At 67.6% G+C, this 24638-nt stretch carries 19 protein-coding genes; 10 read left to right on the top strand and 9 right to left on the bottom strand.

Annotation, left to right across the window (positions count from 1 at the left end; translation table 11 throughout):
- Nucleotides 1–8 precede the first annotated feature (8 nt).
- The 3 genes from OHA70_RS00740 (at nucleotide 9) to OHA70_RS00750 (ending at nucleotide 2602) form a co-directional block, all read left to right on the top strand.
- The gene (locus OHA70_RS00740) at nucleotides 9–281 is read left to right on the top strand and encodes a DUF3311 domain-containing protein (RefSeq protein ID WP_328327359.1); all 273 of its coding nucleotides are present in this window, start codon (nucleotides 9–11) and stop codon (nucleotides 279–281) included.
- A complete protein-coding gene (gene mctP, locus OHA70_RS00745; RefSeq protein WP_328327361.1) occupies nucleotides 278–1933 on the top strand; it encodes a monocarboxylate uptake permease MctP in 1656 nt (551 codons plus the stop codon). The genes OHA70_RS00740 and mctP overlap by 4 nt, the downstream gene beginning before the upstream one ends.
- Before the next feature lie 87 nt (nucleotides 1934–2020).
- A complete protein-coding gene (locus tag OHA70_RS00750; RefSeq protein ID WP_328327363.1) occupies nucleotides 2021–2602 on the top strand; it encodes a DUF5317 domain-containing protein in 582 nt (193 codons plus the stop codon).
- Here the strand turns inward: OHA70_RS00750 and OHA70_RS00755 are convergent.
- Nucleotides 2564–3847: an HD-GYP domain-containing protein gene (locus OHA70_RS00755; protein WP_328327365.1), complete on the bottom strand. Its 1284-nt coding sequence runs from the start codon at nucleotides 3845–3847 to the stop codon at nucleotides 2564–2566. The two genes, OHA70_RS00750 and OHA70_RS00755, sit on opposite strands and share 39 nt — an antisense overlap.
- The gene (locus OHA70_RS00760; RefSeq protein ID WP_328327367.1) at nucleotides 3844–5193 is read right to left on the bottom strand and encodes an HD-GYP domain-containing protein; all 1350 of its coding nucleotides are present in this window, start codon (nucleotides 5191–5193) and stop codon (nucleotides 3844–3846) included. The genes OHA70_RS00755 and OHA70_RS00760 overlap by 4 nt, the downstream gene beginning before the upstream one ends.
- A gap of 273 nt (nucleotides 5194–5466) precedes the next feature.
- Here OHA70_RS00760 and OHA70_RS39745 point away from each other — a divergent pair, with 273 nt between their 5' ends.
- The 3 genes from OHA70_RS39745 to OHA70_RS00770 all read left to right on the top strand — a co-directional run bounded on the left by OHA70_RS39745 (nucleotide 5467) and on the right by OHA70_RS00770 (nucleotide 10667).
- The gene (locus OHA70_RS39745) at nucleotides 5467–5541 is read left to right on the top strand and encodes a 50S ribosomal protein bL37 (RefSeq protein WP_369759046.1); all 75 of its coding nucleotides are present in this window, start codon (nucleotides 5467–5469) and stop codon (nucleotides 5539–5541) included.
- A 309-nt stretch (nucleotides 5542–5850) separates the two neighbouring features.
- Complete coding sequence (locus tag OHA70_RS00765) at nucleotides 5851–8259, top strand: ATP-binding protein (RefSeq protein ID WP_328327369.1); 2409 nt, start codon at nucleotides 5851–5853, stop codon at nucleotides 8257–8259.
- Nucleotides 8260–8261: 2 nt separating this feature from the next.
- Nucleotides 8262–10667 carry an ATP-binding protein gene (locus tag OHA70_RS00770; protein WP_328327371.1) on the top strand — a complete coding sequence of 802 codons (2406 nt, stop codon included), beginning with the start codon at nucleotides 8262–8264 and terminating at the stop codon, nucleotides 10665–10667.
- Between the two features lie 123 nt (nucleotides 10668–10790).
- Here the strand turns inward: OHA70_RS00770 and rsrA are convergent, their stop codons facing one another.
- From rsrA to OHA70_RS00805, 7 genes are all read right to left on the bottom strand, one after another.
- The gene (gene rsrA / locus OHA70_RS00775; protein WP_328327373.1) at nucleotides 10791–11069 is read right to left on the bottom strand and encodes a mycothiol system anti-sigma-R factor; all 279 of its coding nucleotides are present in this window, start codon (nucleotides 11067–11069) and stop codon (nucleotides 10791–10793) included.
- The gene (locus tag OHA70_RS00780) at nucleotides 11066–11707 is read right to left on the bottom strand and encodes a sigma-70 family RNA polymerase sigma factor (protein WP_328327375.1); all 642 of its coding nucleotides are present in this window, start codon (nucleotides 11705–11707) and stop codon (nucleotides 11066–11068) included. The genes rsrA and OHA70_RS00780 overlap by 4 nt, the downstream gene beginning before the upstream one ends.
- A gap of 115 nt (nucleotides 11708–11822) precedes the next feature.
- Nucleotides 11823–12455, bottom strand: coding sequence for an alpha/beta hydrolase family protein (locus OHA70_RS00785; RefSeq protein ID WP_328327377.1), 633 nt, complete (start codon nucleotides 12453–12455; stop codon nucleotides 11823–11825).
- 384 nt (nucleotides 12456–12839) lie between these two features.
- The gene (locus tag OHA70_RS00790) at nucleotides 12840–13838 is read right to left on the bottom strand and encodes an IS481 family transposase (protein ID WP_328325348.1); all 999 of its coding nucleotides are present in this window, start codon (nucleotides 13836–13838) and stop codon (nucleotides 12840–12842) included.
- Nucleotides 13839–14164: 326 nt separating this feature from the next.
- Nucleotides 14165–14743 carry a hypothetical protein gene (locus OHA70_RS00795; protein ID WP_328327379.1) on the bottom strand — a complete coding sequence of 193 codons (579 nt, stop codon included), beginning with the start codon at nucleotides 14741–14743 and terminating at the stop codon, nucleotides 14165–14167.
- Nucleotides 14740–15540 (bottom strand): SOS response-associated peptidase, encoded by an 801-nt coding sequence (locus OHA70_RS00800; RefSeq protein WP_328327381.1) that lies wholly within the window; start codon nucleotides 15538–15540, stop codon nucleotides 14740–14742. Before OHA70_RS00800 ends, OHA70_RS00795 begins: the two co-directional genes overlap by 4 nt.
- Before the next feature lie 155 nt (nucleotides 15541–15695).
- The gene (locus tag OHA70_RS00805) at nucleotides 15696–16511 is read right to left on the bottom strand and encodes a hypothetical protein (protein ID WP_328327383.1); all 816 of its coding nucleotides are present in this window, start codon (nucleotides 16509–16511) and stop codon (nucleotides 15696–15698) included.
- A gap of 237 nt (nucleotides 16512–16748) precedes the next feature.
- Between OHA70_RS00805 and OHA70_RS00810 the strand changes: the two genes are divergently transcribed.
- The 4 genes from OHA70_RS00810 to OHA70_RS00825 all read left to right on the top strand — a co-directional run bounded on the left by OHA70_RS00810 (nucleotide 16749) and on the right by OHA70_RS00825 (nucleotide 24604).
- Entirely contained in the window at nucleotides 16749–19046 is a 2298-nt protein-coding gene (locus OHA70_RS00810; protein ID WP_328327385.1) for a sigma-70 family RNA polymerase sigma factor, read from the top strand.
- Between the two features lie 267 nt (nucleotides 19047–19313).
- Nucleotides 19314–20603: an aspartate--tRNA(Asn) ligase gene (gene aspS / locus OHA70_RS00815; protein WP_328327387.1), complete on the top strand. Its 1290-nt coding sequence runs from the start codon at nucleotides 19314–19316 to the stop codon at nucleotides 20601–20603.
- Nucleotides 20604–20646: 43 nt separating this feature from the next.
- Nucleotides 20647–21930 carry an ArgE/DapE family deacylase gene (locus OHA70_RS00820; RefSeq protein WP_328327389.1) on the top strand — a complete coding sequence of 428 codons (1284 nt, stop codon included), beginning with the start codon at nucleotides 20647–20649 and terminating at the stop codon, nucleotides 21928–21930.
- A gap of 22 nt (nucleotides 21931–21952) precedes the next feature.
- Nucleotides 21953–24604, top strand: coding sequence for an ATP-binding protein (locus tag OHA70_RS00825; protein ID WP_328327391.1), 2652 nt, complete (start codon nucleotides 21953–21955; stop codon nucleotides 24602–24604).
- The last annotated feature ends 34 nt before the right edge of the window (nucleotides 24605–24638 follow it).

The following is a 24638-nucleotide window of genomic DNA, read 5'->3' on the forward strand; positions in this document are numbered from 1 at the left end:
AGGTTGCTGTGTCCAAACTTGCCGCGGTCAGACCCGCGTACTGGATCGCCGGCGTTCTGCTGGCGGTCTCGGTGGTCGTACCGCTTCTAGTCTCCACCTACGCCAAAGACGAACCCCGATTGTGGGGTTTTCCGTTCTTCTACTGGTACCAGCTGCTCTGGGTCTTCATCTCCGCGATCACGGTGAGCATCTCGTACCGGCTGGTGACGCGCGAGGAGCGTAGGCGACGGGCCGATGCAGGCCTCGACGCCGGGTCGAGCCGGAAGGAGGGCGACCGATGAACACCGAAGTCAACTGGGTCCAGCTGATCATCGTCGTCGTCATCTTCATCGCCGTCACCGTGATGGGCTTCATGGCCGCGCGCTGGCGCCGGTCGGGTGAGCTCGACAGCCTGGACGAGTGGGGTCTGGGTGGCCGTGGCTTCGGCACCTTCATCACCTGGTTCCTGCTCGGCGGGGACCTCTACACGGCGTACACGTTCGTCGCCGTACCGGCCGCGATGTACGCGACGGGTGCGATCAGCGGCTTCTTCGCGGTGCCGTACACAATCGTGGTTTACCCGATCATCTTCATCTTCATGTCGCGGCTGTGGTCGGTCGCGCATCGGAACGGGTACGTGACCCCGGCTGACTTCGTCGGCGGCCGGTACGGAAGCCGCGGTCTCTCGCTGGCCGTGGCAGTCACCGGCATCCTGGCGACGATGCCGTACATCGCGCTGCAGCTGGTCGGTATGCAGGCGGTCTTCGAGACGATGGGCCTGGGCGGCAGCAACACGCTCGCCAAGGACCTGCCGCTGCTGATCGCGTTCGCCGTCCTGGCGGCGTACACGTACTCGTCCGGCCTGCGCGCGCCGGCCATGATCGCGTTCGTCAAGGACGGCCTGATCTACCTGGTGATCGCCGTCGCGATCATCTACCTGCCGCACGCGCTCGGCGGCTGGGACACCATCTTCGACGCCGCCAAGACGAAGCTGGCGACGCCGAACCCGGCCACCGGAAAACCGACCGGCGCCTTCATTCCTGGTGAAGCCGGGTACTCGGCGTACTGGACGCTGGCCCTCGGCTCGGCGATGGCGCTGTTCATGTACCCGCATTCCGTGACGGCCGTACTGTCCACCAAGAACCGAAACGTCGTCCGCCGGAACGCGGCCATCCTGCCGGCCTATTCGCTGCTGCTCGGATTGCTCGCCCTGCTCGGATTCATGGCGATCACCGCAAAGGTCAACATCAAGGGCCTGGACGGGCTAGCGAACCCGCAACTCGCGATTCCGCGGTTGTTCGACCAGGAATTCCCGGCCTGGTTCGCCGGTATCGCCTTCGCGGCGATCGCGGTGGGCGCGCTGGTCCCGGCGGCGATCATGTCGATCGCGGCGGCCAACCTGTTCACCCGCAACATCTACCGGGACTTCCTGAAGAAGGATGCGACCCCGGCGCAGGAGGCCAAGGTCTCCAAGCTCGCCTCGCTGCTGGTGAAGTTCGGCGCGCTGATCTTCGTGCTCGGGATGGACAAGACCATCTCGCTCAACCTGCAGCTGCTCGGCGGGATCTGGATCCTGCAGACCTTCCCGGCGATCGTGGTCGGCCTGTTCACCCGGTGGTTCCACCGCTGGGCGCTGCTGGCCGGCTGGGCGGTGGCGATGGTGTTCGGCACCATCTCGGCGTACAACGTGGTCAACCCGGCGACGAAGAAGCACTTCGGCGGTTCGCTGGCGAACTTCCCGTTCACCGAGAAGCAGGTCTACATCGGGCTCACCGCTGTCTCGATCAACCTGGTGGTGACGGTCGTCCTGACGCTGATCCTGCGGGCGCTCAAGATTGCCGAGGGCGTGGACTCCACACACCCGACCGACTACCTGGCCGACGCGGGCGATCCCGGGGTGAAGGACCTGCCGGATCTGCTCGACGAGGGTGGCGCGGCGCCTGCCAAGGCGTAGTAGGTAGAACACAGAAAGTGTTTGCTCCGACACGCTAAGGAGTCGGGTACGCCGATTTGACGGGCCATGGCGGGCAGAATCACCAGGATGTTGCTGGTTCTGCTCGTCATGCTGCTCGCCGCGGGGGCAGCACTGCTGACAGGCGGGCATCTGAGCGATCTGGCCGACAACAGGCTCACTGGCCTGCACTGGCTCGCCGCAGCCGCCACAGGGCAGGTACTGGGCTCTCTGACCGGCGGTGTCGCCTACCCGATGGGCCTGGTCGGCTCGGCCGTCTGCATAGCCGTCTTCCTCCGCCTGAACCTCCGGCGCCCCGGTGTGGCCCTACTGGCCGCCGGCTTCACCTGCAACGCCCTAGTAGTCGCCCTGAACGGCGCCATGCCCGTCTCCCTGGCAACCCTCGCCCGAGCCGGTATCACCGGCTTCACCGAGGACCCGCGCCACGAGCTGGTCGATGCCTCTACCCGACTCCACTGGCTCGGGGACGTAGTACCAGTCGCCCTACCCGGCCTAGGCCAAGCAGTAAGCCCAGGCGACGTCCTGATAGCCGCCGGCGCCGGCCTCCTCCTGTACGCCGGAATGGGAGGCACCGGCCACATCCCGGTCGATCCGCCGCCCAGCTGGTCGGACCTAGAAGCGAAACCCCCGGCCGACCACCCGGCGAAGTGACTCGACCACGACCGGGTCGTACTCCGCGCCGATGCCCAGGCCGACGTTCTCCATCGCCTTGCCGGGAGTCTGACCGCTCCCCTCCCCCACCAACTGCTCATAGGCGAGAGCCACGTTGACGATCCCGCTCTCCACCGGGATGTCCGGGTTGCTGGCCCGCCCCTGCCGGTACGGATCGTTGGAGTGCCGCACAATCTCCGCGACGTGATCCAGCACCCCCGACCGCTCGATGATCGAAGCCCCGATCTCAGCAGCCTGCTGCCGCTCCTCCCGGCTCCGCAGCAACGACGCCCCACCCGGACTGGGATCCGCCAGCGCCAACTGCCCCACCCCCGACAGCAGCGCCGCGTACTCCAACGCCTCCATCCGAGCCGGCGTCAGCCCCAGATCGTTCCCGATCGCCACCGCCAGACTCGCAGTCCGCGCATTCTGCCCCGGACTACTGAACCCAGCGATCTCCGTACTACGAGCCATCGACCGAACAGTCGTCCGGTACGTCCGCTGAGCCGACGCAAACCGCCGAAACGCAAACTGAGTCAACAACAACGGCACCACCACCAGCGGTACCGCCCACAACCCGATCAACGATGCTCCGGCCGCCAGCAGCACCCCGCCCAAGCCCATCGCCATCCCGATCCGGCCCATGACCGCGAGCTCGTCCCTCAATGCGGCAGGAAAGGGCCTGTTGTACCGTTCCGTCGCCTGGCCTGCCCCTACCAGCGCGTCCATGACACCCGCGCTCAACACGGACAGCACCATCGCGAACACCAACGGGACACCTCGGTGCCAGGTCAGGTTCCAGACGAATCCGTTCGGTACCAACGCGGCGAACACCGCAGCGGCGCAGGCGACCGAGATCACCCGGCGACTGGAGACCACCAGGTCCCACCACAGCCCGGAGATCGCCCTTGGCAGGATCCCCGCCATGGTTGCGACCCAGACCACTGCGACGATCTGCGCGACATCCGGCGCGACCGCGACGTCCGACCCGCGCAGCATCGCGTAGCCCAAGGCCGCACTCGTCGCGATCGGCGCCCGGTTCCGGCTCCGATCCACCTTGAACTGCACCATCTCGCCGATGGCGACCAAAGCCCCCATCGTGGCCGCGAAAGGCCACTCCGTCACGCCGTGCCGCGCAGTGACCAGCAAAGCGACGAGCCCCAGGCCGCAGCCCGCCACGACGATCACCACGCCGCTGCCGAACCGTCGCAACTCGAGCCCTTCGCTGCCTGTGTTCGTCGTCATGCAGGTCCTGCCGCTGATCCGGATGCGCCGCCACCACTACCGAGACTGAGATCGTCGTGATCGATACCCGTGGACAGGTTCGCGTCCGGCGCGGGTTGCTCGGCTGCCGCGGCCTGCCAGCCCTGGGCCCGGATCACCGATACGAAGGCATCGACCAGGTCCGGGTCGAAGTGCGAGTAGCGGTCCTGGTTGAGGATCGCGAGCGTTTCGTCCACGCTCCGGGCGGCTCGGTAGGAACGCGTCGAGGTGAGGCAGTCGAAGGCGTCCACGATGCCGATGATCCGGGCGAAGTAGGGGATGTTGACCCCGCTCAACCCCGCCGGATAGCCGGTGCCGTCGAACTTCTCGTGATGGTGCAGGACCGCGGACTTCACTTCTTCCAGGAAGGGAATGTTGCCGATCAACTCGACCCCTCGCGCCGGATGCAGGCGGATCGCGTCCATCTCGGAGTCGTCCAGCCGCCCGGGCTTCCTGATGATGCTGGTCGGCACCCCGACCTTTCCGACGTCATGGAGCAGGCCGGCGTGCTCGAGGGCTTGTTGCCTGTCCTCCGGCAGCCCGAGCCTGCGGCCGAGCATGCCGACGCCTTCGCTGACCCGCTCGGAGTGACCACGGGTGTACAGGTCCTTGGTCTCGATGATCTGGATGAAGGCGCGCATGGTGGCTGCCTGGGCATCCCGCTCGACCTCGTACTGCCGCAGCGCCCAGCGGGCGAGAACCATCGGGACGAGCACCAGCAAGCTGGCCAGCGGCCCGAGCCCGCCCAGCCACGTGACCGCGAGCAGTAGCCCGAGGCATCCATAGCCGAGCATCGGCGCGAAGGTCGGTGCGACGACCTGGGTGATGAAGTCCAGCGGCCGTGACCTGCCGTCGATCCAGATGACCATGCAGACCAGCGCGGCGTTGACCAGCTGATGGGCAACGGTCGCAGCGACCGTTGCCACGACAACGTGCGGAACAGCCCGTAGTGCTGCGTCCCCCGTCGGAGCACCTACGAGACTGTAGGCGAGACCGCCGGCCGCAGCAGCCGGAACACGTTGAGCACCATTGAAGATCCTGCGGATCAGTGGAACCGGGTTACGCGCCTGGGCGGCATATCCAAAGATCGACGCGATGATCGCGACCCACGGACCAGCCAACACGTACACCGCGGTCAGAACGATCGAATCAAGCGAAAGGTAATGCTGACGGGACAACCCGAACTTGACGAAGCCGGCACCGAGCATGAGCGCGCAAAGCTCGGCGAGCAATGCTGCATTGTCGATCCGCCCCACCGAGACGGCGATCAACGCAATGGAGAGGATGGCCGTCGCGGAGACGGCGACACGAAGCATCCCTGCTCTCATGAACCATCCATCCAGCGCATGGCTCTCAGTATGCCGTTACCAGTCCCAAGTATCACCAGCCATGTTCAGCTCACCTCCCATCAGCTTCGCGGTCTTGCACCGGGGTAGCCGGCACAGGGGGCAGACAGCACATCGCTGACTCGTCAATATTTTGCTCATCAGGCGCGCGCCGAAACACTGTAAGCCAGACCGTGACCCGCCGCACTGTGGCGAACACACCGTCGTGGTATGAGAGACTGTGACTCTTTGCAGTTGTTACAAGGAGGCTTTCAAATGGGCAAGACCGGCCGCAAGCGTCGCGCACGCAAGAAGAAGGGCGCGAACCACGGCAAGCGCCCCAACGCCTGAGTCAGGCGGCTACTTACAGCGAGGACCCCGGTGAAAACCGGGGTCTTTGCAGTTTGGTCACATGTCACAACAAGACCATTGACCGCACTGGTTCCCTGTACTCAGTGTTCCCTCTTAGACACTCACCGCTATTCACCGGAATGCTTTTGTCACCAAACCTGTACCGATTGTTATGAACAGCGGCAATGGCACCGAATCCACGACCCTCTCGATCTCAACTGTGGATAACCACGGGCACACTGTCGGCGATCTTCCCTACAGTTGGCGAGCAGATGCTTCGCGCGGCCGGTCGACGGGGAGGTGGGCAGGATGGCAGTCGAGTTCAGCGAACTCCTCCGACGCCATCGCCTCGACGCCGCACTGACTCAAGCCGCACTCGCCGAACTGGCGGGCCTCAGCGAGCAGGCCGTGAGTCTGCTCGAGCGAGGCACCAGGCGACGTCCGCGCGCCGACACCATCCAGGCTCTCAGCACAGCCCTGAAACTCCCACCTGACGCAGAGCAGGAACTCCTGGCCTCGGTCCGGGCACCGGGTGCTGTGCCACCCAAGCCCGCCGTGCCCTCCCTGCCTGTTCCGTGGGAGCTTCCCCAGACCGTTGCCGACTTCACCGGCCGGCAGGGCGAGCTGGACAAAGTGCTGGGCGCTCTCGCTCACGCAGACATGGCAAGTGTGCTGCTCGTCGTCACCGGCATGGGAGGTGTCGGGAAAACGGCACTGGCCGTGCACGCCGGGCATCTCGTCGAGGAGCGTTTCCCGGATGGTCAGCTGTACGTCGCGCTGCGCGGCCATGATCCCGGATCGGCGTTGACCTCCATCGAGGCATTGGGACAGATACTCCGCTCCCTCGGTGTGCGGCACGATGCGATCCCGGACGGGATCGACGAGATGTCGAGGCTGTACCGCTCCAGGATGGCCGGCCGACGGATGCTGGTGCTGCTCGACGACGCCAGCTCGGTGGACCAGGTGACTCCCCTGCTGCCCGGTGGCAACGGATCGGCCGCCATCATCACCAGCCGGCACTTCCTGTCGACATTGCCCGGCAGCCGGATTGTCCGGCTGTCGACATTCACCACCCCCGAGTCGCTGCGGCTGCTCGCGAGTGTCGCCGGTGAACAACGAGTGAACTCTGAGGACGAGGCGGCCCGGGAGCTGTCAGAGCTGACCGGCGGCCTGCCCCTCGCGCTGCGGTTGATCGGCGCGCGGATGGTCGCCCGCCCCGGTTGGCAGCTGCGGCACTTCGTCGACCAGCTTCAGGACGAGCATCGCCGCCTGGACGAACTCGGCCTCGACCACTCCGGCGTCCGCGCGACCTTCGCCTCCAGCCTGAATGAGTTGCTCAGCAGTCCCCGGAGCGCGGATCGCGAGGCCGCCCTCGCGTTCGATCTGCTGAGCCTCGTCGAAGGTCCGGAGATCTCGGCGAATCTGGTCTCCCGACTCCTCGGCAAGGACCTTCGGACCGCTGAAGATCTCCTCGAACGCCTGGTCGACATGCATCTGCTGGATTCAGTGCGCCCGCAGCGCTATCGCATGCACGATCTGCTCCGCGCCTTCGCGGACGAACGCCTCTCGACCAGCGAGCGTGCTGCCGAGCGCCGGTCAGCGATCGAGCGAGGTCTCCGGTATTACGTGGCGGCTGCCTGGCAGGTACACCGCATCACCTACCCATCGAGCCCCAGGCAACCGCCGGAAGAACTCGACCTCACCGGCCTGCCGGCCTTCAGCAATCAAGTCGACGCGCTTTCCTGGCTCGATCACGAGTACGACTCGATCGTCGGCCTCTACAAGCTGGCTTCGGTACTGCCCGGGCTGGCTCTGCGGTTCGGGCCTTCTCTCGCGCTCGGTCTGTTCGGCTATCTGGAGATCCGCGCTCACTACCTGCGGATGCGCGGCATCTTCGACCTCGCACTGGCCTCGGGGAAACCGGCGGACGATCTGGTGACCTGGGGTTGGCTTGAGCACGATCGCGCCATCCCCGACGTAGAGCAAGGCCATCTCGAGTGGGCCCAGGTGCGGCTGCTGAGATCTCTGGATCACTTCGAGGCAGGTCAGCACGTCGCCGGGATCGCCCGCTGCTGCTCATCACTGAGTCACGTCTGTGAGCGGCTGGATCAGCTCGACGAAGCGATCGAGTGGGGTGAGCGCGGTCTGGAGCTGGCGCAAGAGGCCGGTGATCTTGCGGTCCTCGGTACCAACCACCTGGCACTCGGGGTTCTGTACAACCGGGTCGGGCGGACCACGGAGGCCGCCGCCGCGTTCAAGGCCAGCTTCGACTTGGCAGAAGCAGCCGGCAACTTCCGATCGCTGGCGCGGCGCCAACGGCTTGTTGCCACGAGCTACTTGGCTGTTGGATCACGTCACCAGGGGATTGAACACCTCAACGCGGCGATCCGGCTGTACTCCGATCTGGACGACCCGAGCGGGCTGGCCCTGACACACCTGTACCTCAGCCGAGCCGAGGTTGAAGGCGGCAACTACCAGCAGGCAGAACAGGCCGTCGAGGAAGGTCTCCGGCTGGCGGAGCTGCATGGCGATACCTACTGCCAAGGCTGGCTGCTCGTCAATCTGGCCGCGATCCAGGACGCCACCGCGCGGCCGGCCGCCGCCCGGCGGACTCGCCTCCAGGCCATCGACATCTTCGAAGCAGACGGCATGACTGCGGTGGCTGACGGCCTCCGCAGGGGTCAGATCGTGACCGAGAACGCGGTCGGCGGCCGCTGAGCATGGAGACGCTGGCGGGGCTGTTGCGGGAGTATCGGGCTGCGGCTGGGATGACGCAGGCGGGGTTGGCGGAGAAGGCTGGGTTGAGTGAGCAGGCGATCAGCTTGCTGGAGCGGGGCACGCGGAGGCGGCCGCGGGTCGACACGATCGAGGCGATCGGCGCTGCGCTTGGGCTGAGTGCTGATCAGGTCGAGCGGCTGTTGCTGGTGGCCAAGGCTCCGCGGGAGCAGGGTGGCGTGCCGGTCGCGCCGTTGACGCCTGAGGTGGTGCGGGTGCTTCCGCGGCAGTTGCCGCCGACGTTGTCGGACTTCGCTGGGCGAGCCGGCGAGGTCGCGGAGCTGGTGAAGGTGTTCCAGTCGGCTAAGCCGGACAAGGTTCAGTTGGCTGCTGTGACTGGGATGGGCGGGGTTGGCAAGACCGCGCTGGCCGTGCATGTGGCTCACCTCGTCGGCGACAGTTTCCCGGATGGTCAGCTGTACCTGGATCTGCGCGGCTACGGACCCGGTACTGCGCTCAGCCCGGCCGACGCACTGAGCCAGCTGATCCGTTCGCTCGGCCTTGAAGACGACCGGGGCGTTCCCTCGGGGATCAGCGAACTGGCCGGTCTCTACCGGTCACGACTGGCCGGCCAGCGGGTCCTCATCCTGCTGGACAACGCCAACAGCGCAAGCCAGGTACTCCCCTTGTTGCCCGGCGTTCCCGGCTCGGCCGTCATCGCGACCAGCCGACGGGCGCTGACCACGTTGCCAGGGTTCCGGCACATCGCGCTGGCGCCACTGTCCGAGGAGGACTCGGTCGAGTTGCTGGCCACGATCGCCGGCCACCATCGGGTGAGCGCCGAGGACGCCGCGGCCCGCTCGATCGCCGAGCTGACCGGCCGACTGCCGTTGGCGGTCCGGCTGATCGGTGCCCGGCTCGCCGCGCGTCCGAGCTGGCCGATCGAACACATGGTGCGGCAACTCAAGGACGAGCACCGGCGGCTGGACGAGTTCGGCACCGGTGAGTCGGGCGTCCGGGCCAACATCGCCGGTACCGCCGAATTCCTTGCGAACAGCAACCAGCGCCTCGATCGCCGGGCGGCTGCGGCGATCGGGTTGCTCGGACTGCCGGACGGCTCGGACTTGAGCGCGCTCACGGCAGCGCATCTGCTCGACGTCTCCGAAGATGAGGCCGAGCAGATCCTCGAGCGGCTGGTCGACCTCAACCTGCTCTCGTCCGGGGTGCCCGGCCGGTACCGGATGCACGACCTGATCCGCACCTATGCCCGCGAGCGCGCCACGCAGACGCTATCCGAAGACGCTCGCACCGACGCGTTGACCCGGGTGCTGCAGCACTACACCGCGGTGGCCTGGCGGAGTCAGCAGCTCACGCATCCCGAGAGCCGGCGGCATGCGCTGGCGAGTCCGCCCGTGCGTCCGGTCCCGCTGCTGCCCGACGTACCGACTGCTACGACTTTCCTCGACCATGAGCGGGACAACATCCTCGCGCTCGTGCAGCAAGCGAGTGCGTCGGCCGACTTGCGGGGGTTGGTGCCCGAGCTCGCGATCGCCTTGTTCGGGTACGTCGAGGTCCGGTCGCGTTGGATCGAGATGCGCACGATCGACCGGCTCGGCCGGGACATCGCGGGCGAGCTCGGGTACGAACGGCTGGCCGCCTGGCTCGAGCACGACCTGGCGATCCCCGATGCCGAGGGCGGCGAGCTCGAGCCGGCCCTCGACCATCTGCGCGCCGCCCTGCGGATGTTCCAGGCGATCGACGACCTGCCAGGCCAGGCACGCTCCTGTACTTCGCTGAGCTACGTGCTGGAGTTGATGGACCGACCGGACGAGGCGCTGGAGTGGGCCGAGGAGGCGCTCGCCCTGAGCCTGCGGATCGGCGACCAGACCGTCGTCGGGATCAGCCACCTCGCGCTCGGGCGGTTGCACAGCCGGCGGGGTGAGTACGAGCTGGCCCGGGAGTCGTTCGACCTCAGCCTCGTCTTGGCGAAGAAGTCGGGGAACCCTCGGTCGCTGGCCAAGCGGCTGCAGATCGCGGGGCAGGCGTACATGGAGGCGGGGCATCATCTGGCGGCGACGGAGATGGAGCGCAAGAGCTTTGACGTCTTCGGCCGGCTGGATGACGGCAACGCGCAGGCCGAGTGTCTGCAGCATCTCGCGACCAGCTATCTGGCGATGGGTCAGCCGACGGAAGCTGCTGAGCAGGCAGAGGCGGGGTTGAAGCTGGCCCGTGCCTACGGCAACCAGCAGCGGGAGGGGTTGCTGTTGATCGAGCTGGGCCGCATCCGGGCCGCCACTGGAGAGGTGGCCGCGGCCACCACTGCCTGGCGCCAGGCAGCAACGGCCCTGCAGGACTTCCCCCACGACGCCGCCATCGCCCAGGAACTGCTCGCCGAGCAACAGCACACCTGAGGCACAGACCGCCTACCCAACGCAGGCGGCAGGCGGCGGGCGGCGGGCGGCGGGCGGCGGGCGGCGGGCGGCCGGACAAACGACGAGGCCCGGTGGACAGGTGTCCGGCCGGGCCTCGGGAGGTCAGTCCGCGAGCGTTGTCGTCGTCTCGATCCGGATCTGGGTGAGCCGGAGCAGGATCTTCTGGCGGAGTGCCTCCGGAGCGTGGTCGTCGCCGCAGGAGCGGTGGACCAGCTTCTTCACGCAGCGCTCGATGTCGTACTGGTCGAGGCAGGGCGCGCACTCTTCCAGGTGTTGCTGGATCTCCTCGGTGCTGGCGCCTTCGAGTTCATTGTCGATGAACACGTAGACCCGCTCCAGGATCTCGCTGCAGTCCACGTCGTGGTCCTCGCCGCAGCTCATGACTTCTTCTCCTCGGCCGCCGCCGCGGAACCGTCCGCCGGCGCATCGTCTGATGCGGGAATCAGGCCCCGCTCGCGGGCATAGTCGGCCAGCAGCTCACGCAGCTGGCGCCGGCCACGGTGCAACCGCGACATCACGGTGCCGACCGGCGTCCCCATGATGTCGGCGATCTCCTTGTAGGCAAACCCCTCGACATCGGCCAGATACACCGCCAGCCGGAAATCCTCGGGGATCGACTGCAGCGCCGACTTCACGTCGGAGTCGGGCAGGTGCTCCAGCGCCACCGCCTCGGCCGACTTCAGGCCACCGGGAGTGTGCGACTCGGCGGCGGTGAGCTGCCAGTCCTCGATCTCCTCGGTCGGCGACTGCGTGGGCTGGCGCTGCCGCTTCCGGTAGCCGTTGATGAACGTGTTCGTCAGGATCCGGTACAGCCACGCCTTCAGGTTGGTACCGGGCGTGAACTGGTGGAACGAGCTGTACGCCTTCGCGAAGGTGTCCTGAACCAGGTCTTCGGCGTCGGACGGGTTACGCGTCATCCGCATCGCCGCGGCGTACATCTGGTCGAGGAAAGGCAGCGCCTCGCGCTCGAAGCGCTCGGTCCGCTGCTCGGGTGTCTCTGTGGTCGTGGGAGTCGGCATCGTGATCGAGAATACCGGTGTCTTCGCAGTCTTCCGCGCAGGAGCCAGACTCAGTGCCGTCATGCTCTTCACAACAAGCCCGCCCGGTGGGTCATTCCCGGGCGCGGCGGGGACTTCAGCCGGAGATCTCCCGGGTCACCCATTCGAACACAGCTTCGACCAGCAGCTCGAAACTCTCGTCCTGGGTCAGCTCGGCGCGCTTCGGCACCTTGAACGAGTGGTCACCGTCCGGCACGACGGCCATCTCGGTCAGCGGCGGGAACTCCTCCGGCGTACCGAACGGGTCCCGCTCCCCCTGTACTACGAACGTCGGCAGCCGCGATCCCTGCAACTCATCAACCCGCGACCGGTCCGGCTTACCCGGCGGATGCAACGGAAAAGACAGCGCCAGTACTCCGGAAGCCCCCAACCCAGCAGCCGTCCGGCAGGCCACCCGCGCGCCCGCGCTCCGCCCGCCCAGCACCAGCGGCGTCCGGATCCGCAACTGCCCGATGATCGCGATCCAAGCCTCGTCGAGCACCTTGGGCGCAGGCGCCAGCTTCTTCCCCGCCCGCCGCCAAGGCTGCTCGATCAAAAACACGTTCATGTCCTGCTTGGGCAACCGAGCCGCCAACGCAGCCAGATCCCCCGCCTCGATCCCGCCCCCAGCCCCATGACCGAGCGCCAGCGTCGCCACCGGCCGCCGAGCCCGATGCGCCACAATCCGAGCCTCACCATGCGGAGTAGCCACAATCCGTTCATCGGTCACGGACCCATCCTGTCATTCCCGGGCCACCCTGCGCGCCAGCTCACGCACTGGCTGCCCAGTACGACACTCACTGGGGGTACGCCGAGAGTCGGCAGCTGCGGCGACGGGTCAACTGCCAATGGGTCGCGGTCGGAGCGCTCCGGAACCCTCACGAATGACGCCGTCCGGACCGCCACCACACACCAACGACCACGAACCACCCCGACACACCCAAGCAAACGCATTCCCGGGCGCCTTTGATGTGCTGCCGACCCGACTGCGGCCGATCCAGCCGACATACCCGCTGGCAGTCCTTGCCGGTTGCTGGTGAGCGCCACTCGGCGTGTGCAGCTGATGCTTCAACTCCTGCCAAGCACGGGCATCGCCACCAGCCAATTTGAGGGGTTAACTGTGATGTTCAGGGAGGTTGGTCAGTCGGCTGATGGGTGGTTTGTTGCCGATTGCGGTGTGGAGTCGGTGGTGATTGTAGGTGTGGAGCCAGGTGGGTAGAGCAGCGCGTCGTTCGGCTTCGGTGGTGTAGAAGCGGGCGTAGGCCCAGCCGTCTGCGAGGGTGCGGTGGAAGCGTTCGATTTTGCCGTTGGTTTGGGGTCGGTAGGGCCTGGTTTTCTTGGGTGTGATGCCGAGTTCGGTGCAGGTGTCGCGCCACGCGTGGGCTTTGTAGGCTGATCCGTTGTCGGACAGGACTCGTTCGACGGTGACGCCGTGTTCGGCGTACCAGGCCACGGCCCGGCGCAGGACATCGATGGCGGTGGCTGCTTTCTCGTCGGCGCAGATTTCGGCGTAGGCGACGCGGGAGTGGTCGTCGATGACGGTGTGCAGGTAGGCCGTGCCGATGCGGACGTTGCGGTTGGCGGTGTAGCCGGTGCGCGTTCTGGCGGTGTGGCGGGAGTTGAGTTTGCCTTGTTGCTTGCCCAGGTAGCGTGCGCCGCCGCCGTCGGGAATGTTGCCGAACTTGGTGACGTCGACGTGGATCAGCGAGCCGGGGTAGGCGTGTTCGTAGCGGCGTAATGGTTCACCGGTGGCTCGGTCGATGCGTGACAACCGGTTGATCCGGCAGCGTACGAGCACGGCGTGCACGGTGGAGGCCGGCAGTCCGAGGCGCCCGGCGATCTGGACGGGGCCGAGCCGGTGACGCCAGCGCAGCCGTACGATCCGGCGTACTACCGCGGTGGGGGTCTTAGTCGGGCTGTGATGCGGACGCGAGCTGCGATCACACATCCCGGCCGGGCCTTCGGTCTGGTACCGATCAGCCCACTTGCGTGCTGTCTTCGACGCCACCATAAACATCTTGGCCGTGGTCGCGACCGGCCAGCCCTGGTCAACGATCAAACGCGCCAGCCGTAACCGTGCACGCGGGGTCAGTTGAGCGTTAACGTGGGACACGAAGGCCTCCTGTTGCTGAAGCGGTTACTCGACATCTCCACTTCACAACCGGAGGCCTTCGTCATGCCTCAACGACAGGCCGAGTCACCCACCAAATCCGGGACAACCTCCCTGAACATCACAGTTAACCCTTCAAACTGTGGGTTGCCACCCCGCATCCAGAGGTGACAACCCACAAGGTCGGGGGTTAACCCCCGACCTTGTCATGGCACGGCGGGGTGCTCGGGCGGCAGGTGCGGCTGCTAGTGGGTGGGGGAATGCCGGCGATCAGCCGGTCGCCCTCGAGTCGCCGGCCGGTACTACGAGCAGCCGCCTGGCATGCGGGATCAGTGAAGGACCCAGGCGACGTAATCCGCGACCAGCTCCGGCGGATTGCCGGCGATCGCCCAGTCGGCGTGGTGGGGCTGGTACTCCAACTCGTGCACGAGCACCGGTATCGGGCGGCCGAACACCTTCTCGATCACGCCTTCGTCATGTAGCCGCCGCCCGGCCCGGATGCACTCGGCCTCGAAGCGCCTGGCGATCGAGCTCCCGAGCGGCAGCGTCGCCTCGAAGTCGGACGCCTCCTGCTCGTCGGAGTACCAGAGCCCGGCCCGCTTGATCCACTCCCGCCCCAGCTCAAGCCCGGTCGGGTCCTGCGGACCACCGATTTCGACCGGCATGCCCTGCAGCCAGTACGCGTAGTTCCACCGCGCTTCGTCCGCCTCAGGGGCGTGCTTGGGCGCGGACAGCACCTGCTCGACCTGGGTGTCGGTGTTGTAGTCGACCGCCAGCGTCGGCCGGCGGGTGTCGTCCTCGTAGTACGAGCACCACAGCGAGATCGCGTAGATGTCGTCGACATCCAGCTCGGCGAAGCCGGTCACTGCCTCGGCGGTCCGCGCGTAGAGGTACTCCGGGAAGGTCAAAAGAGGGTGATCTCTTCGGGCTCTTCTGGCTTGTCGATCGGGTCCACGCCGTCGGGTGGTAGGGGGTCGATGAGGTGGGGGCCGTTGTTTTTGACGGAGCTGACTGCTTTGGAGACGGCGTAGGCCTCCAGGACGCCGGGGGCTGCGGGGACCAGGAGGTCGAGGAGCTCGTCGGGGTCTGAGGACAAGGGGTTGAGCCAGGCGTTGTAGCGGTCGGGCTCGACGAGCAGGGGCATGCGGTCGTGGATGCGGCCGAGGTCGTCGGTGGCTGTGGTGGTGAGGACGGTGCAGGTCCAGAGCCAGGCGTCGTCGCGGTCGGCGTCGGCTACTGCCTTGTTGCGCCAGATCTCGTACAGCCCGGCCATCGCGAGCACTCCACCGTCGGCGGGGCGGATGAAGTACGGCTGCTTGACCGGCTTGCCGTTGACCTTCTCCTCGGCCGTGTACCACTCGTAGTACCCGTCGGCCGGCAGGATGCAGCGGCGGACGGCGAAGGCCTTCTTGAACGCGGGCTTCTCCGCGACGGTCTCCATCCGGGCGTTGATCAGCCGGCTGCCGATCGAGGTGTCCTTCGCCCAGGACGGCACCAGCCCCCACTTCACCGTGGTCAGCTTGCGGACCGTCTCCTCGGGGTTCTCCCGGTTCTTCCGCTCGACGACCGCGATCACCTCGTCGGTCGGCGCGACGTTGTAGTTGTCCGGCAGCTCCTGCACGGACTCCTTCACATTGCCCGCGTCGATCTCGAACTCGACGACCAGATCGGCAGGATCACGACTCGATGCATAGCGCCCACACATACCGGCAGCCTAACCAGCAGTACCGACAAATTCCGGTACTACGGGATGCCACCGCCGGACAGGACGGCGGCGACGGATCGCCTACCCCGTGATAGGCGATCCGCCACCGGTTTGCTGCGTCCGGTCGTCCCCCTGTCGGCGGCCGGACGCAAGTCCTATGCGGGTCGTGCCAATTCGTCCAGCACCCGGCCGGCCCACTGCTCGGCCGCCGGAAGTCCTTCGATCCATACCCGGGCCAGCTGCGGCTCGTCGGTGTCCAGCCGCCACTGGGTGATCAGCGCTCGGACCGTCTCGACCTGGTCCGGCAGGTCCGGGTCGCGGCCGACGAGCGCCGCCGCGCGGCGTGTGCCGAGGCGGCCCAGTACGTCACCGCCCGCGAACACGATCCGGAGGCACTCCGCGATGTCGATGAGCCGGAGCTCGCGCTCGACGGGCGAGATTCCGCCCGGGTAGAGCGGCTCGACCACCACCAGTGCGTGGGTCGCCGGTACGGAAGTTCCACGGAGCTCAGCCTCCCGGTAGATCTCGCCGAGCCGGGACCGCAGGTGCGCCAGGCTGGACAGCCCGGTCAGCGGGTCCTCGCAGGACAGCGAGTGCAGATAGATGAGTGAAGCCTCGGCCCAGCTGGAACTGAGTGCGCGTACCGCATCGAAGGCAGGCTCGCCCCCGGCGATCGAGCGGTACAGCGCACCCAGCCCATCAAGTGCCTCGAGCAGCGAGACTCCGTCCTCCGCCAACTGGCGGCCGACCTCGTCACTCGGTGGCACTACATCGGCACCGTCCCGGAGCGCTTCTGCGATTGCCAGATACGCGCTCCGGTCGATACCAGCGGTGCCGTGCGGCTCCCTCCTTCCGCACGGTTGCTCTGTAGACGACGCCTCCGACCGGTCCCGGGCGAGCGACCCCGCCAGGTTCAGGGACCGGCTGGGACGCAGATCGAGCCGTCTGCGGATGTCCGCGAACAGCGACATGTCCCCTCCTCAATGGCCCCGTCGTCTCCCGACCGGGTGGCCGGAAGCGTCGTACTGGAGGTGAGACAGCCTGATGACGAGTTCATGACGCGGATTTCCGGATCTTTTTTCGCGTAACCTCACAGCTGTCGCTGTCGTCATGATTAGGTGCGCGGATCCGTCCCTCGTGGGAACCTTGATCCCGGCAACGAGCTGACAGACGGTGACGATGTAGTGACAAACCCAGGGGGACCACGGATGGAGACGCCGGAAGGGCCGAGCGACGCGGAGCTGATCTCGCGCGTCCGCACCGGCGACCTCGAGGCGTACGGCGAGCTGTTCGCCCGCCATCACCATGCCGCGGAGCGGATGGCCCGTCAGTTGGTACCGGCCAACGACGCCGACGACCTGGCCAGTGACGCCTTCGCGAAGGTGCTCGATGCCCTGCGCAACGGCGGCGGCCCGGACATCTCCTTCCGCGCGTACCTGCTGACCACCGTCCGGCGGGTGCACGTCGACCGGATCCGGTCGGGCCGCAAGGTCCAGACGACCGACGACATCGCGGCGTACGAGCGGGAGCCGCAGGGGTTCGACGACCCGAGCGTGACCGGGTTCGAGAGTGGCGCGGCAGCCAAGGCCTTCGCCTCCCTGCCCGAGCGCTGGCAGGCAGTGCTCTGGCACACCGAGGTGGAGGGCGAGAAGCCCGCCACCATCGCCCCCATGCTCGGCCTGACCGCCAACGGCGTCTCTGCCCTGGCCTACCGGGCCCGTGAGGGTCTACGGCAGGCCTATCTCCAGCAGCACCTGGCCGACGTCGCCGGTGACCGCTGCCGCTGGACCACTGAGCGCCTGGGCGCGTACGTGCGCGGCGGCCTCACCAAGCGGGAGAACAAGAACGTCCGCGAGCACCTGGACGACTGTGCCAAGTGCACTGCTGTCTACCTGGAGCTCGTCGAGGTCAACAGCGCCCTGCCAGCGCTGCTCGCACCTGCACTACTCGGTACTGCGGGCCTGGGCTACCTGGCCGCTGCCTCTGGGGTCAAGGTCGGCATCGTCGGCTTCTTGGCCACTGGATGGCAGAAGGTCACCGAGAACAGCACCCGTGCAGCCGTCGGCGGCGGCGCTGTCGTGGTGGTGGCCGTGGCCGCGGTGATCGCCGCCATGGCGCTCACCGGCAACGACACTCCCCAGGCAGCCATCAGCAAGCCACCGTCGGTGCAGCCGACCCAGGCGCCTCCGGTGAATCCGCCGGTCAACCCACCGCCATCGGCCAAGCCGCCGGCCGTGAAGCCCCCGGTGGTCGCACCGACCACCAAGCCTCAGCCCGAGCCGACCCAGCCCGTCGACTCGACCGACCCGACCCAGCCGACGGCGCCGACCAGCGCCCCCACGACTCCCGTACCGACACCGCCGGAGCCGACCACGCCGATCTTCGATGAGGGGCTGCTGACGATCAGCATGCCGCCCGGCGGCGGCGCACCGGGCGGAGTCCCGTACGGATCGAGCGGCGTACCGGACGCTTCGTACGAGTCCGGCGCCTCTGGCGTGAGCATCGAGTCGGCGAACTCCCCCTGGCTCATCACGATCAAGGTCCCGGCGAGCAACGCCAAGCCCGTCGTGGTCGGGATCAAGTACGGCTCCGGGCTGCACTGGCCGCTGAGCGGGAACCCGGCCGGCTGGACCTGCGTGAAGGCGACCGGCACTTGCACAGCCACCAACCCCGCCGCACCGGCGAAGCTGCCGATCTCGTTCGCGGACCCGACGGGCGGGACGACAGCGCAGCGCACGTTCACCGTGTCGGCGAAGACCGGCCGCCTGTACGACGACGACTCCGAAACCCTCGACGCGCCGCCGCCCGCACCCAAGCCGCACCTCGACGAGAACCTGCTGAAGCTGGTCGCCGGCAAGACCGACCTAGAGGGGTACCTCCGCACCATCGTCATCGCGCCCGGCACGCGGCCGAGCGTGACGGTCAAGATCCAGTACGGTTCCGCGCTGTCCTGGCCGATCATCGGCAACCCGGCCGGCTGGAAGTGCACGCCGTCGGCCCGCACTTGCACCGCCACCAACCCGTCGCGACCTGCTCCGCTGTACGGCTCGTTCGCAGTACCGGATGGTGGCTCGGCAGCACGGACGTACTCGGTATCGGCCACAGCCGGTCTGCTGTTCGACACCGACTCCGAAACGCTCGCCGGCCCTCAGGCGGACGAGTCGCTGCTCCAGATCATCACTCCGGATCCGCGGCATGACCCGAACCCCCTTGTTTACAACCGCTTCCTGACCATCAACGGCACGACCGGCCGGGTCACGCTGGAGATCTCGTGGGGCCGCAACCTGGCCCTGCTCCCCCGCTTCGACCGCGGCTGGACTTGCTCGCGCACCACGGACGTACGCCGCGCGACCTGCACCACCGCCAACTACAAGAAGCCCCTGAACACCGAGTGGGCCGCCTGGCCGGGCTCGGGCGCCGCCAACACGGTCACCGTGACTGCAACGACGCCTGCCCGCCACGACACCGACACCGTCGTGATCCCGCCGGGCAAGTCCAAGCGCTAATTGGTTTTGCGTGCGGCTCCAGGACCGAACTACTCTGGAGCCGTTCGTGGTGAAGGAACCGAGTAGCGGTCGTCACCTGCGCAGGAGAGAGTCGCCGGTAGCTGGGAAGGCGATGCGTGGGGCGGGCGTGAAGACACTCCTGAGCGAATGAAACGCAAGAGGCCGGGTCGGCGCAAGCACCGATCCGGTGAAGGTGTGGTGGCACCGCGAGTCCCCTTCGCCCACACCTCCGGGGTTCGAACCGACCTTCGGAGGTGAATTACAGCGATGCGCATTCTCAACCACGAGATCCCCTCAGCAGTAGGCCAGACCGTCACGGTGGCCGGCTGGGTCCATCGAAGACGACGGCTGGCGGCCGTCAGCTTCCTGGTACTGCGGGACCGCTCCGGCCTGAGCCAGATCGTCGTCAAGACGGCTGAAACCCAGGCCCAGCTGGACGAACTCGGCGAGGAGACCGTCGTCCAGGTGACCGGTACCGTCGCCGCCAACCCACAAGCACCGGGCGGGGCCGAGATCATCGACCCCGTCATCGAGGCGCTGACCGAGCCGGCCCAGACGCCACCCATCGAGCTCTGGCGCCCGACGGTCGGGGCCGGGCTTCCCGTAGTACTGGACAACGCGCCTGTTGCGTTGCGGCATCCGGCTGTCCGGGCTGGGTGGGAGGTCGCCGCGGCTGCCTTGCACGGGTACCGGCGCTCGCTCGACGGACAGGGATTCACGGAGATCCAGACCCCGAAGATCGTCGGTACTGCGACCGAGTCCGGCGCGAACGTCTTCGCGCTGGACTACTTCGGCGGACCGGCGTATCTGGCGCAGTCGCCGCAGTTCTACAAGCAGACGATGGTCGGCGTCTTCGAGCGCGTCTACGAGGTCGGCCCGGTGTTCCGCGCCGAGCCGCACGACACGGTCCGGCACCTGGCCGAGTACGTCTCGCTCGACGCCGAACTCGGCTTCATCCAGGACCACCGCGACGTTCTCGCCGTACTGCGTAGCGTCATCTCCGACATGCTCGCAGCCGTCGGCGAGCGGGCCGGTGGCGCGCTGGAACGGCTCGGCGTCAAGCTGCCCGAGATCCCTGTAGACGTACCCGTCCTGCACTTCAGCGAGGCGCTCAAGCTGGCCGGTGCGAACCCGGACGAGCCCGACCTGGCCCCGGCCGACGAGCGCGCGATCGGCGAGTGGGCGTTGCGCGAGCACGGCAGCGAGTTCGTCGCCGTCGAGGGCTACCCGATGGTGAAGCGGCCGTTCTACACCCACCCGCAGCCGTCGGACCCCCGCTGGTCCAACTCGTTCGACCTTCTTTTCAAGGGAGTTGAGCTGGTCACTGGTGGCCAGCGGTTGCATCGGTTCAGCGAGTACGTGGCGGCGCTGGAGGCGCGAGGTGAGTCGGCGGAGGCACCGGCGTACCGGTCGTATCTGCAGACGTTCAAGCACGGCATGCCACCGCATGGTGGGTTCGCGATCGGCCTCGAACGCTTCGTCGCCCGGTTGACGGGTGCGGAGAACGTCCGCGAGGTCACGCTGTTCCCGCGCGACCTGCACCGGCTCACACCCTGATCGCAGGCCTCACTCAGCTGCCGTCTGATGCAAGATGGGCGGCATGCTGAGTGAGGTCGAGCGGGACGTGCTGGCCGCGGTCGATGACGCGCGGATCGTGGCGGATCTGCGGGAGCTGGTGCAGATCCCGAGCGTCGACGGGACGGCGGTCGAGAACGAGATCCAGGGCTGGGTGGCCGAACGGCTGCGCGGTCTCGGTATGGACGTCGACCATTGGCAGTTCGACCTGCCCGTGATCACCGGGGACCCTGACTTTCCCGGCTCGGAGGTCGACCGCGCCGAGGCGTGGGGCTGCGTCGGCGTGCTCGGCGGCAGCGGCAGCGGTCGAGGCGGCCCGGGCGGCGTTCCTGGCCTGATCTTCAACGGGCATGTGGATGTGGTGCCGGTCGGGGATCTTGCGCTCTGGCCGGACGGCGATCCGTTCTCGGCGCGGGTGAGCGACGGCATCATGTGGGGGCGCGGTACCTGCGACATGAAGGGCGGCGTGGCGGCGATCATCGGCGCCGTCGCCGCGCTGTCGTCGGCCGGCGTCTCGCTGCGGAAGCCGCTGGCCGTACACACGGTGATCGGTGAGGAGGATGGCGGGCTGGGCGCGTTCGGAACGCTCAAGCGCGGGCATACCGGTGAGGCCTGCCTGATCGCCGAGCCGACCGCCGGTGGTGTCATCCCGGCGAACGCGGGCTCGCTCACCTTCCGCGTGGAGGTCCCTGGGCTGGCGACGCACGGCTCGACCCGTACTCGCGGGGTCAGCGCGATCGAGAAGTTCGCTGTCATCCAGCAGGCGCTCGTACGGCTGGAGGTCGAGCGCAACCGGGATCCGCACCCACTGCTCAAGCACCTCGACCTCGCCAACCCACTGTCCGTTGGCACGATCCAGGCGGGTGACTGGGCCAGCACTGTGCCCGACCTGCTCGTCGCAGAGGGCCGGTACGGCGTACGCCTGGGCGAGCCGGTCGCGGATGCCAGGCGAGCGTTTGAGCAGGCGCTGGCGGAGGCGTGTGCAGCTGACGACTGGTTGCGGGAGCACCCGGTCAAGGTGAGCTGGCCGGGTGGGGTGTTCGCGTCCGGGCTGCTGCCGGAAGGCGACCCACTGCTCGACGACACGTTGCAGGCGGCAACGGCTGCGGGAGCTGCTGAGGTACCGGAGGTCAAGGGCGGGCCGTATGGGTCCGACCTGCGGCAGTACGCGGCTGCGGGGATCCCGACGCTCCAGTACGGCCCCGGGGACGTTCGCTACGCCCATGCAACCGACGAGCACGTCCCCTTGGCTGAGGTGCTCCACTGCGCTCGCGCGTACGCTCTCCTCGCTTTGCAGCGGTGCGCGTAAAGCTTGGTGGTAGAAATTGGCCATGGGACCGCTGCGGGGACGCTCAGGTGAGCTGGGCCAGCTGCTGGAGGCTCTGCGGGCGGCTGAGGGTGGTACCTCCTCGCTGACCGTGGTGACAGGTGAGCCGGGGATCGGGAAGTCGGCGCTCGTGCGGGCTCTGGTGGAGCAGGCGGAGCGGCATGGGGTGCTGGTCGCGCAGGCGGCGGCTCACCAGACGGATGAGATCAGCCCGCTCGCTTCGCTGGCTCCTGCGCTCAGGACCGGCGCGGAGCCGCTCATCAGCACCGAGCACTTCTTGGAGCTCGCTGGGCTCAACGGGCAGCCGCTGTGGCTGGGTGAGCGGCTCGCGGACCTGATCGGCCGGCGGCTGGACGGCGTACCGGCTCTGGTTGTGCTCGACGACGCCCAGTGGGCCGACCCGCTGACCAACTTCGTCCTGCGGATCGTGATCGCGCGGCTGAGCCGGGCGAAGGTGATGTGGGTGCTGGCAACCCGTCCGGGGCCGGGTGCGCTGTTCGACCAGATGATCGACGCTGTGCGGGATCAGGTGCCGGTGCATGCGCTGCAGCTGGCTCCGCTGAGTACGGAGGCAGTACTGGAGCTTGCGGCTGACCGGCTGGGCGCACCTGTCGACCCGTCGCTCTCGGTGCGGCTGGGCGGAGTACAGGGGGTGCCGTTCCTGGCTGAGCAGCTGGTGGCCGGGCTGTACGTGGCAGACCTGCCGGACGGTTTGGTGGAGGGGGTGCGGCGTCGGGTCAGCAGTACTACGGAGTTGTGCCAGGCGTTGCTGCGTACGGCGGCTGTCTTCGGCAGTGAGTTCCAGCTGGACGATGTCGCTGTACTGATGGGTGAGCCGATCGCGAAGCTGGCTGGGGCGCTGGACGAGGCCATTCGCGCTGGGTTGCTGGCTGATGGGAGCTCTACGTTGAGCTTCCGGCATGAGTTGCTGCGGGCCGCAGTACTGGCCGAGGTGCCGCCGTCGGCGCAGCGGGCGCTGCACAAGGCGATTGCTGATCAGCTGCTCGCCAGCGGCCAGGGTGCGTCGGCTGCCGCACCGCACATCCTCGCTACAGCCGCCACTGGTGACATCGGCGCCATCAGTACCCTCCGGAAGGCAGCCCACGAGCTGCTGGAGACCATGTCGATCACGGCGATCAGCGTGATCCAGCAGACGTTCGAGCTCACACCTGTCGACGACGCCATTCGTGGTGACGTCGGCGAGGACGTTGTAGAGATACTGCTCAGTGGGCGCCAGTTCGCGGCCGCTGAGGCGTTCGCGGACGACCTGCTGGGCGGTACTGCGCTCTATCGAGGGCCAGTCTCCCCCGACCTGCGCGCGGCGATCTGGCTGCGACTGATGCCGCACATGTGGGCTACCGGGAGGTTAGGCCAGTGCGAGCTGGACGTGCCGGGAACCTCAGCGCCATTGGCCGACAGGATGAGGGCATATCGGGTGCTGGCTCGGCTGGAGGAGCCGTTCGAGACGACCGACCCGGTCGCGGCCGGGGTGCAGCAACTGGCCGAGGCGGAGCGGGCCCGGGCAGTCGGCCGATACATGGAGGCGCGTGACCTCTACCGCGCGGCACGGGCCGCGACCGGCGACGAGGTCGGAAGTCATCCGGCCATGCTCATCGAGCTCGCCGAACTGTTCTGCCAGGCGCAGCTCGACGACCTGGGCGATGCCCTCGACCGGCTGAAAGAGCTGATCGGGACGAGTGACTCCTGGCTCGCCCCTCAGCTGTCGGTGCTGCGCGCGCGACTGGAGCTTGCCACTGGCAACCTCTCCGCAGCCGCCGATGCCGCGAACGCCTGCCTCCGCTGGAGCCCAGAAGTCTTCGACCTGTCGTCGCAGACCCCCGCCCGCCAGATCCTCGCCCTGGTGGCCCTGCTCAAGGGCCGTCTCTCCGAGGCCCGCGAACAAGCCACCGACGACCAGATCCGCGCGCTCCTGGAAGTGGCCGACGGAGACACCTCGGCGGCGGCCAGGCTGCTGGAGGCCCCGCTCGACTACCCCGAGCGCCACACCCTCCTGCTCAATGCGGCCACTGGTACCTCGGACGTGAAGGTCGCCGCCCGGGCAGCTGAGCTCCTGGCAAGCCAGGCCGAGGCGAGCCCCACCGTCACCTTCCGGTCAACGGCCCAGCTGGCCGGCTGCTGGAACGAGCTGACCTTCCACGCCACGGCGGATGAGGACCTGGCTGCTGCCCGGGCCCGATTGGCTGACGTGGTCGCCGGCTTGCGGAACTCGCCGCGGCCGCTGTTGCTGGCCTACGCGGAGGCCCTGCACGGCGGAGTCGAGCTGGAGCACGGGGAGCGCGCGAAGGCTGTTGCCACCCTGGAGAGTGCACTCGCCACGTTCACCGAACTCGGCGCGGCCGCACCGGCGACCAGGGTGCAGGCGGTACTTCAGGCGGCTGGGGTGCGGCGGAGGAAGTGGGCTGCGGTGCAGCAGCGGCCGGAGTCGGGATGGGAGGCCTTGACGCCGATGGAGCGGCGGGTGGCGTTGCTGGTGGCGGAGGGGCATACGAACAAGTCGGCGGCTGATGAGTTGGTGTTGTCGGCCAGTACTGTCGGGACCCACCTACGGGCGGCTTTCGGCAAGCTCGGGGTCAATTCGCGGGTGCAGCTGACCCGCCTGGTGCTCGAGCGGTTCGCGTCTCCCCCAAACGCATGAGATTTGGGTGCAGCGGGTGAGCTGACCCGCCGCC

Origin of the sequence: Kribbella sp. NBC_00382 (assembly GCF_036067295.1) — a bacterium.
GTDB lineage: Bacteria > Actinomycetota > Actinomycetes > Propionibacteriales > Kribbellaceae > Kribbella.

Excerpts from the sequence above, each read along its gene's own strand:
- OHA70_RS00755 (WP_328327365.1), bottom strand. The coding sequence starts at position 3,847 with ATGACGACGAACACAGGCAGCGAAGGGCTCGAGTTGCGACGGTTCGGC.
- aspS (WP_328327387.1), top strand. The coding sequence starts at position 19,314 with ATGCGCATTCTCAACCACGAGATCCCCTCAGCAGTAGGCCAGACCGTC.
- rsrA (WP_328327373.1), bottom strand. The coding sequence starts at position 11,069 with ATGAGCTGCGGCGAGGACCACGACGTGGACTGCAGCGAGATCCTGGAG.
- OHA70_RS00770 (WP_328327371.1), top strand. The coding sequence starts at position 8,262 with ATGGAGACGCTGGCGGGGCTGTTGCGGGAGTATCGGGCTGCGGCTGGG.
- OHA70_RS00810 (WP_328327385.1), top strand. The coding sequence starts at position 16,749 with ATGGAGACGCCGGAAGGGCCGAGCGACGCGGAGCTGATCTCGCGCGTC.
- OHA70_RS00765 (WP_328327369.1), top strand. The coding sequence starts at position 5,851 with ATGGCAGTCGAGTTCAGCGAACTCCTCCGACGCCATCGCCTCGACGCC.
- mctP (WP_328327361.1), top strand. The coding sequence starts at position 278 with ATGAACACCGAAGTCAACTGGGTCCAGCTGATCATCGTCGTCGTCATC.
- OHA70_RS00800 (WP_328327381.1), bottom strand. The coding sequence starts at position 15,540 with ATGTGTGGGCGCTATGCATCGAGTCGTGATCCTGCCGATCTGGTCGTC.
- OHA70_RS00825 (WP_328327391.1), top strand. The coding sequence starts at position 21,953 with ATGGGACCGCTGCGGGGACGCTCAGGTGAGCTGGGCCAGCTGCTGGAG.
- OHA70_RS00760 (WP_328327367.1), bottom strand. The coding sequence starts at position 5,193 with ATGAGAGCAGGGATGCTTCGTGTCGCCGTCTCCGCGACGGCCATCCTC.
- OHA70_RS00805 (WP_328327383.1), bottom strand. The coding sequence starts at position 16,511 with ATGTCGCTGTTCGCGGACATCCGCAGACGGCTCGATCTGCGTCCCAGC.
- OHA70_RS00750 (WP_328327363.1), top strand. The coding sequence starts at position 2,021 with ATGTTGCTGGTTCTGCTCGTCATGCTGCTCGCCGCGGGGGCAGCACTG.
- OHA70_RS00780 (WP_328327375.1), bottom strand. The coding sequence starts at position 11,707 with ATGCCGACTCCCACGACCACAGAGACACCCGAGCAGCGGACCGAGCGC.
- OHA70_RS00820 (WP_328327389.1), top strand. The coding sequence starts at position 20,647 with ATGCTGAGTGAGGTCGAGCGGGACGTGCTGGCCGCGGTCGATGACGCG.